Origin of the sequence: Collimonas fungivorans, assembly GCF_028292705.1 — a bacterium.
GTDB classification, from domain to species: Bacteria; Pseudomonadota; Gammaproteobacteria; order Burkholderiales; family Burkholderiaceae_D; genus Collimonas; species Collimonas fungivorans_B.
The window spans coordinates 1-9,207 of the sequence record NZ_JAQGLV010000044.1; the positions used below are offsets into that span (position 1 = coordinate 1).

Sequence of the window (9,207 nt, forward strand, 5' to 3'; positions counted from 1 at the left end):
GCGCCCGCGATGCGGTCAGCGATCGCCTGCTTGGCCTCGACAGCGGCGCCGACGATTACCTGGTCAAGCCGTTCGTGCTGGCAGAACTGCTGTCGCGCGTGCGGGCGCTGGCGCGGCGCAGCTACGGCTTCGACGGCGAGACCCTGGAATTGCGCGGCCTGTCGCTGCATGCGCCGACCCGCCGCGTCACCGTGCAGGAGCGCCCGGTAGAGCTGACCGCCAGCGAATATGCCTTGCTCAGCACCTTGCTGATACGCGCTGACCGGGTGGTGACGCGCCGCATCCTGGAAGACCTGGCGCTGCCCGGCGGCCAGGGCAACGCCAGTAATACCTTGGATGTGCACATGGCCAACCTGCGGCGCAAGATCGGCGACGGTTATATCCGCACCGTGCGCGGCGTCGGCTTTGTGATAGACCTGCAGGCGCCGGCCCGCAGCATCCGTAAATGATGCGCCGCTGGTGGAGCGGCCTGCTGCGGCCGACTCTGGTGCGGCGTCTGCTGTTGGCGCAGATGCTGTTGCTGACGCTGCTGTGGAGCTTGTTCATCGGCTACGCCATGTTCGAGACCAGCCGGGCGCCCGGTCCGATCAGCCTTGACCGCACATACGACGCGATTTTCGGCGTTGTAGAGAACCTGGCCGACAATCCGGAGCGCCAGCACAAGGTGCTGAGCCTGATAGACCAGGCGGTGCGCGAAGGTTATGGCGTCGGCGGCAACACACCCAATCTGTCGCCGAGCATGCAGGTGCGGCAAGGCGGGAAACTGCTTTACCAATCCGAGGATACTCCCAGCGGCATCGTTAACCGCCGTCTCGGCCAGCCGGAAACCGTCTACGTCGACGGCGTACGCTGGCGTGCCCGCACCGTGCAGTCGCCGCAGTCGGATACCCGCGTCACCATGATCGTGCCGGGGGATGGCATGGAAATGCTGATCGACATGAATTCGCGCGGTTATTATTCCTTGCCCTTGCTGATCAGCCTGCCGTTCCTGCTGTTGCCGGCCTGGCTGTCGATACGCATGGCGCTGCGCCCCTGGAGCCGGGTGGCGCGCGAGGTGGCTACGCGCGGCCCGCAGAACCTGGCGCCTCTGGAGTTCAAACCCAAGCATCTGGAACTGAGTTCCATGGTTGATCGCATCAATGCCCTGCTGCAGCGCATGAGCGAGAGTGTGGAACGGGAACGCAATTTTATTGCCGACGCCGCACACGAGCTGCGTACGCCGCTAGCCGCCATGCGGGTGAATGTGGAGGCATTGCAAAGCCAGGGCGGCAACCAGCGCCAGCAGGAATTGCTGGCCGGGATCCTGAGCAGCAACAGCCGCGCTACCAGGCTGGTGGGCCAGCTGCTGATGCTGATGCGCAGCGATCCCGCCGCCAGCATCGTGCTCGAGCGACTGGATTTGGGCGTGCTATTGCAGGACCGCCTGGCGGTGCTATCGAGTTTGGCCCAGCTGAAACAGATCGAGCTGGAGCTGGTGTCCGAAAACCAATGCTACATCCTCGGCCATCGCGACAGCCTGGTGTCGCTGATCGACAACCTGGTCGACAATGCGATCAAGTACAGTCCGCCGGGCGCCACGGTTTTTGTCAGCCTGCACAGTAACCTGACCCAGGTCGTGCTGAACGTGGCGGACCAGGGACCGGGTATTGCGCCAGCCCTGCGCGAACGCGTATTCGACCGTTTTTTCCGCAATCCGGACCAGACCCAGAGCGGCAGCGGGCTGGGCCTGACGATCGTCAAGTCGGTGGCGCATCAGCATGGCGCGTTCATCAGGCTGAATGCGGCCGATGACGACCAGGGTTTGCTGGTCGAAGTCAGGTTTCCGTGGGCATCGGTATGACTATGGAACTGAGACTGTGGCGATAAAAAGACAACGCCGGAGAAGGCGTTGTTGAAACTGTAAAATTGCCATAAAGACACAAAGATGCTGTATCCTCACAAAGTGATATTCCATCTTTTCCTAGCCCGAGGATTGCTATGCAAGCAGCAATAGAACGAAAGAAAACCAGCAGCAGCGCCGTGAGCTTTCCGGGGCTGTTTTTTTTCGGCCAAAAACATCCCGGCGCCGTTGTGCGCGGCACCTTGGCGCTGCTCATGGTCTTGCTCGGCGGCCAGATGACGCAGGCTGCCCATGCCGCCAACATCAGCAGTTTTTCGCCGCAAGGCGAGATCAGCCAAGTGCGCCAGGTGCGGGTGAATTTCTCGGAGGCCGCCATCAAGTTCGGCGATCCGAAAGCGCCCACGCCGTTCGATATCAGCTGTTCCGAAGCCGGCAGCGGGCGCTGGGCCGATGAGCGCAACTGGATCTACGATTTCGTGCGCGACCTGCCGCCGGGAACACGCTGCGGCTTTACCGTGAAAACCGGGTTCAAGCTGCTGTCCGGCGCCGCAATCAGCGGCAAGACCGTATTCCAGTTCAATACCGGCGGCCCGGCCGTGATCGACATCATGCCGCGCGGCGACCATATCGACGAAGAGCAAGCCTTCATACTGGTCCAGAACGGCGCCGCCACCAGCGACAGCATACTGAAACACGTGTATTGCCAGGCCGAGGGCGTGCATGAACGGATTCCGGTCAAGTTCATCGCCGGCGCCGAACGCAAGCAGCTGCTCGATCATTTTGCCGACAAGATCAACCCCGATAGAGTCAGCACCGTGCAATGCCAGCAGCGTTTGCCTAACGACAGCGCGGTCAGCCTGACCTGGGACAAAGGCGTGAGCACCGCTTCCGGCATCGCCAGCAGCCAGCCGCAAGTATTCAAATTCAAGGTGCGGCCGGTGTTTACCGCCAGCGTCAGTTGCGAGCGCGAGAACGCCAATGCAGCCTGCGCGCCCATCCTGCCGCTGCGCATCCTGTTTACCGCGCCGGTCCCGCGCAAGCTGGCTGAAGGTGTGACACTGAGCGCCGCCAACGGCAAGCTGAAGCCTTTTTTTGAGAAGAACGATACCGACGACACCGTTTCGCAACTGACCTTCAAGCCGCCGTTTTCCGAGAAAGAGGAGCTCAGCGTCAACCTGCCGCAAGGTTTCCAGGACGAGAGCGGCCGGCCGCTGTCGAATGCCGCTGCGTTTCCGCTGAAAGTGCGGATGGCGGATTATCCGCCGCTGGCGAAATTTCCCTCGGCGCCGTTCGGCATCATCGAACTCAACGCCGACGCCACCTTGCCGGTCACCTTGCGCAGCGTCGAAACCAGCATGCTGGCCCGCAGCGCCGACGGCAAGGTCAATCCGGGCACGGTCAGCAACCTGAAAGTTGGCGACGACCAGAACATCATCGCCTGGCTGACCAAACTCAGGAAGTATCACGAAACCACCATCACCATCAGCAAGAAGCAGGTGGAAACGCGCAGCATCGGCTTGCTGGCGAAGCAGGCCGGCGCCAAGACCCTGGCCTTGCCGCCGTCGCCGGACAGCAAGGATGGCGTGCGGCCGTTTGAAGTGATCGGCATCCCGCTCAAGGACCCGGGTTTCTATGTGGTGGAACTGGAATCGCAAAAGCTGGGCGCTTCGCTGCTAGGCAAGGCCGCGCCCATGTATGTGCGCACCAGCGCGCTGGTGACCAACCTGTCGGTGCATGTCAAGATCGGCCGCCAGAACGGCGCGGTGTGGGTCACCACGCTGGATAGCGCAAAGCCGGTGAGCGATGCCGATGTCCGCATTTCCGATTGCCGCGGCACCGAGCTGTGGCGCGGCAAGACCGACAAGACCGGGATCGCCATGGTGCCTGAGTTCCCGGTAGATGGCTGCAGAAATGGCAATGGCAACGAAGCAGGACACATCGACGGTTTTTTTGTCAGCGCCCGCAAGACCGATGAAAAAGGCCGTCCCGACATGGCTTTTGCGCTGACTTCATGGAATGACGGCATCGAATCCTGGCGCTTCAACCTGCCGATGGATTACGACAAATCAGCCACTGTGCGCGCGCACACGATATTTGACCGCACCCTGTTCCGCGCCGGCGAAACGGTGTCGATGAAGCACGTGATCCGCACCGAGACCATGCAGGGATTCGGCTTGCTGCCGAACGACAAGCTGCCGACGCGGGTGCGCATCACCCACCAGGGCAGCGGCCAGGAATATCAGTTTGCGCTGAGCTGGCGCGGCCAGAAGAATGCCGAGACCGTGTTCCAGATTCCGAAGGAGGCCAAGCTCGGCAGTTATGAGGTGGTGCTGGATGGCGGTAAGGTCAAGAGCGGCGTCAGCGGTGGTAATGCAGATGGTGACGCAGACGGCGACGCCGATTCTGACAGCGGAGGTTACGATGAAAACCGCCGCAGCTACAGCAGCGGCAGTTTCCGCGTCGAAGAATTCCGCCTGCCTTTGCTGCAGGGACGGATCACGCCGCCCAAGATCCTGGTGGCGCCCAAGGAAGTGCCGCTCGATGTGCAGCTGAATTACCTGAACGGCGGCGGCGCTTCCGGCCAGGCAGTGCACGTCACCAGCCTGTTGCGCGGCAAGTCGGTCAGTTTTGCCGGCTACGACGGTTATTCTTTTGCAGCAGGGCGCAACGATGAGGACAGCAGCGCCGAGAGCCAGAAAATCGTCGCCGATAAATTGCCGGTGACACTGGACAAGAACGGCGCCGGCAAAACCGTGGTGAAGGACATGCCCGCCATTACCGCGCCGAAGGAATTGCTGACGGAAATGACGTACGCCGATCCGAACGGCGAAATCCAGACCGTATCGAGCGTCACGCCGATCTGGCCTTCGGCAGTAGTGGTAGGCTTGAAAGCAGGGGAGTGGGTTTCGGTCAAGAAGAAGCTGACCCTGACTGCGGTCGCCCTCAATCCGGCAGGCCAGCCGCAAGTCGGCGTGCCGATTGAAATCAGCGGTTCCAGCAAACAGACCAATTCGCATCGCAAGCGCATGGTGGGCGGCTTCTACGCTTACGAAAACACCAATACAGGCAGCGACCTGGGGCCGCTGTGTTCCGGCAAGACCGATGCCCGCGGCTTGATGATCTGCAGCGTGGAACTGCTGGAGCCGGGCAATATCGAGCTCACCGCCAAGGGCCAGGACGGCAGCGGTTATCCTGCGCTCGCCAGCAGCTCGGTCTGGGTCACCAAACAAGGTGAATTGTGGTTCGATGGCGAAAACCAGGACCGCATCGATATCCTGCCTGAGAAAAAGATTTACCAGCCGGGCGAAACCGCCAAGTTCCAGGTGCGCATGCCGTTCCGTTACGCCACCGCCCTGATCGCGGTAGAACGCGAAGGCGTGATCGAAACCCAGGTGGTGCAGCTGAATGGGCAAGACCCGACCTTCAGCCTGCCGGTCAAGGCCAGCTACGGCCCCAATGTATTCGTCTCGGTGCTGGCGGTGCGCGGCCGTATGCGCGACGTACCCTGGTATTCCTTCTTTACCTGGGGCTGGAAAGAACCGCTGAACTGGTGGAGCGAATTCAAGGAGTACCAGGCGCCTAGCGCCACCGTCGACCTGTCCAAGCCGGCCTATAAATACGGCATTGCCGAAATCACGGTCGGCACCGCCGCCAACCAGCTGGCGGTGACGGTCAAGGCTGACCAGCCCAGCTATGCGATCCGCACCACCGCCAAGGTGAACATCCAGGTCAACCTGCCGAACGGCAAACCGGCCGCCGGCGCTGAAATCGCCCTGGCGGCGGTCGACGAAGCCTTGCTGGAACTGGAGCCCAACCGCAGCTGGAACCTGCTGGAAGCGATGCTGCAGCGGCGCAGCTACGGCGTGGAAACCTCGACTGCGCAAATGCAGGTGGTCGGCAAGCGGCATTACGGCCGCAAAGCGATTCCTGCCGGCGGCGGCGGCGGCAAATCGCCGACCCGTGAACTGTTCGACACCTTGCTGTTGTGGAAACCTGCCATCGTGCTGGACGCCAACGGCCGGGCCCAGGTCGACGTGCCTCTGAACGATGCGCTCACCAGCTTCAAGATCGTGGCGGTGGCGCAAAGCGGCGACAGCCTGTTCGGCACCGGCGCCGTCAGCATCCGCTCGACCCAGGACCTGCAGCTGATTTCCGGCTTGCCGCCGCTGGTACGGGAAGGCGACAATTTCAGCGCGCTGGTCACGGTGCGCAACACCACCACCCGCGCCATGCAAGTCCATGCCACGGCACAGGCCGCGGGCCTGGCTGCGACACCGTTGCCGGCCAAGGACGAGAGCATTCCTGCCGGTGAAACCCGTGAGCTGGTGTGGGCGGTGACAGTGCCGCCGGACGTCGGCCAGCTGGCATGGGAGATCAATGCCCAGGAACAGGGCGGGCCCAAGGTCAAGGACAGCATCAAGTTCACCCAGCGCGTGGTGCCTGCGGTGCCGGTGACGGTGCAGCAAGCTACCCTGTTTCAGCTCGACAAGCCGTTCAGCATGGCGGTAGCGCCGCCCGCGGATGGTTTGCCGGGCCGTGGCGGCCTGGCGATCTCGCTGGCGCCGTCGCTGGCTTCCGGCAACGAAGGCATACGTCGCTACTTCGTCAATTATCCGTTCTCCTGCCTGGAGCAAAAGACTTCGCGCGCGATAGGATTGCGCGATGAGGCCATGTGGCAAAAGGTGTTGAACGATTTGCCGACCTACCTGGATAGCGACGGTCTGGCTTATTACTATCCGCCGAACGAAGGCAATGCCCGCCGCGGCAGCGATACCTTGACGGCTTACCTGCTGGCGGTCACCCAGGAATCGGGTTTTGCGATTCCGCAGCAAAGCCGCGACAAGATGCTCGATGGCCTCGCAGCATTCGTGGAAGGCAAGATCACCCGCGATTTCTGGTCGCCGCAGAAAGACCTGGACGTGCGCAAGCTGGCGGCGCTGGAAGCCTTGTCGCGCTATGACCGGGTGCGGCCGGCGATGCTGGATTCGATCCAGATTTCGCCCAACCTGTGGCCGACCTCGGCGCTGCTGGACTGGATCAATATCCTGCAACGGGTTTCCAGCATTCCAGAGCGCGCCAAGCGCCAGGCCGAAGCCGAGCAGATCATCCGTTCGCGCCTGAATTACCAAAGCACGCGCATGGGCTTCTCCACCGAAAGCAGCGACTACTGGTGGTGGCTGATGGCCAGCGCCGATGTCAATGCCAACCGGCTGGTGCTGACCATGCTGGAAAATCCGGCCTGGAAAGAAGACATGCCGAAGCTGATCAACGGCGCCATCCAGCGCCAGTCGCGCGGCCACTGGTCGACCACCACGGCCAATCTGTGGGGTTCGCTGGCGCTGCAGAAATTTGCGCGCAAGTTCGAGTCTGAAAAAGTCACGGGCGTCACCAAGGCCAGCCTGGAGCAGGGCGCTGCCGTCAGCGGCAGCCAAAGCTACAGCTGGCCCGCCACAGTCAATGTGGCCGAGGCCGGTAAACTGCAATTGCCGTGGCCGGCATCCGCTGCTCCTGCAGACCTGAAGCTGAGCCATGCCGGCAGCGGCGCGCCATGGGTGACGGTGCAAAGCCTGGCGGCGGTGGTATTGAAGAAACCGTTCTCCAGCGGCTACCGGATCAGCAAGAACATTGTCCCGGTCGAGCAAAAGGAAAAAGGAAAATATACCCGCGGCGATATCGTGCGGATCGACCTCGAAGTCGATGCGCAGACCGACATGACCTGGGTAGTGGTGACCGATCCGATCCCGGCCGGCGCCACCCTGTTGGGTTCTGGCCTGGGTCGCGATTCGGCTATCGCCACCAGCAGCGAACGGCCTAGCGGCAGCGCCTGGGTGGCGTACGAAGAACGCAGTTTTGAAGCGTTCCGCAGCTATTACGAGTACGTGCCGAAGGGGAAATTCACCATGACGTATACCTTCCGCATCAACAACCCGGGCGAATTCAGTTTGCCGCCGACGCGGGTGGAAGCGATGTATGCGCCGGAAATGTTTGGTGAAAGTCCTAACCAGAAATGGACGGTGAAGTGAAGTCGACTGGACTCAGGCGCTGGACGCTGGGCGCTATACTGATGCTGGCCTTAAGCGCCGGTTCGGTGCACGCCCTGCAGAGTTTCGCCGATGTGCAACAGGAATTCCGTTCTTCCGAAGCCAGCCTGTACGACCGTAAGGGCCAGCTGCTGCAGCAGGTCCGCATGAATCCGAACGAGCGCCGCCTGTCGTGGGTGGCGCTGGAAGATGTGTCGCCGGCGTTGCGCAATGCGCTGGTGGCCTCGGAAGACCGGCGTTTTTACCAGCACAGCGGGGTCGACTGGAACGCCGTGGCGGCGGCCGCATGGGGCAATCTGTGGAACACCAAGACCCGCGGCGCCTCGACCATCACCATGCAGCTGGCGGGTTTGCTGGACGACGACCTGCGACGGCGCAATGCGCCGCGTTCGATCGGCCAGAAAATGTCGCAGGTGGTGGTGGCGCAGCAGCTGGAGCGCAACTGGCGCAAGGACCAGATCCTGGAAGCCTACCTGAACCTGGTCAGTTTCAGGGGCGAGCTGGTCGGCATACATGCCTTGTCGAGGGTATTGTTCGGCAAGCACCCCAGCGGCCTGAGCCAGCGCGAAGCGGCGATTGCGGTGGCGCTGATACGCGGCCCGAACGCGACGCCGGCGCGTGTCGCCGAACGCGCCTGCCGCATCTTGCAGGAGCAACGCGCGGCGCAAGAATGCAAGGGCCTGGAAGATTTCACCTTGCTGGCGCTGGTGCGCACCGGCTCGAATTCCGAAGTTATAGTCACCACCACCGCACCGCAACTGGCGCCGCACCTGGCGCGCAAGCTGCTGCGCACACCCGGGCAATCGGTGCGCTCAACGCTGGATGCCGGCGTGCAGCGTTTTGCCAACGATGCGCTGCGGCGCCAGCTGGCAGCCCTGGTGGAACGCAATATCGAAGACGGCGCCATTGTCGTGCTCGACAACGCCAGCGGCGACGTGCTGGCCTGGGTCGGTTCCAGCGGTTCGCTTTCGAACGCGGCCGATGTCGACGGCGTGGTTGCCTTGCGCCAGGCCGGCTCGACCTTGAAGCCGTTCCTGTACGAACTGGCGATCGAAAAAAAATGGATGACCGCGGCTTCGATCCTGAACGATTCGGCAATCAACCTGCCGACCGCCAGCGGTCTGTACATCCCGCAAAACTACGACAAGCAGTTCAAAGGCCTGGTCAGCGTGCGTACCGCCCTGGCGTCGTCGCTGAACATTCCGGCGGTGCGCACCCTGGTGACGGTGACGCCCACGACTTTCTTCGAACGGCTGCAAGGACTGGGTTTCCAGCTGCGCGAATCCGGTGACTATTACGGCTACAGCCTGGCGCTGGGCAGCGCCG

The 9,207-nt window shown here is 62.3% G+C and carries 4 protein-coding genes; all 4 read left to right on the plus strand.

All coding sequences use genetic code 11. The annotated features are described in order from the left end of the window. On the plus strand, window positions 1–449 hold a 449-nt coding region (locus JWQ61_RS02190; protein WP_304359069.1), incomplete at its 5' end, for a winged helix-turn-helix domain-containing protein. Next, window positions 446–1,840, plus strand: coding sequence for a HAMP domain-containing sensor histidine kinase (locus tag JWQ61_RS02195; RefSeq protein ID WP_304359070.1), 1,395 nt, complete (start codon window positions 446–448; stop codon window positions 1,838–1,840). The genes JWQ61_RS02190 and JWQ61_RS02195, both read left to right, overlap by 4 nt. Before the next feature lie 254 nt (window positions 1,841–2,094). Beyond that, entirely contained in the window at window positions 2,095–7,863 is a 5,769-nt protein-coding gene (locus JWQ61_RS02200; RefSeq protein ID WP_304359071.1) for an alpha-2-macroglobulin, read from the plus strand. Between the two features lie 41 nt (window positions 7,864–7,904). Next, the coding region (locus tag JWQ61_RS02205; protein ID WP_304359072.1) for a transglycosylase domain-containing protein at window positions 7,905–9,207 on the plus strand (1,303 nt) is incomplete at its 3' end.

Excerpts from the sequence above, each read along its gene's own strand:
- JWQ61_RS02195 (WP_304359070.1), top strand. The coding sequence starts at position 446 with ATGATGCGCCGCTGGTGGAGCGGCCTGCTGCGGCCGACTCTGGTGCGG.
- JWQ61_RS02200 (WP_304359071.1), top strand. The coding sequence starts at position 2,095 with ATGGTCTTGCTCGGCGGCCAGATGACGCAGGCTGCCCATGCCGCCAAC.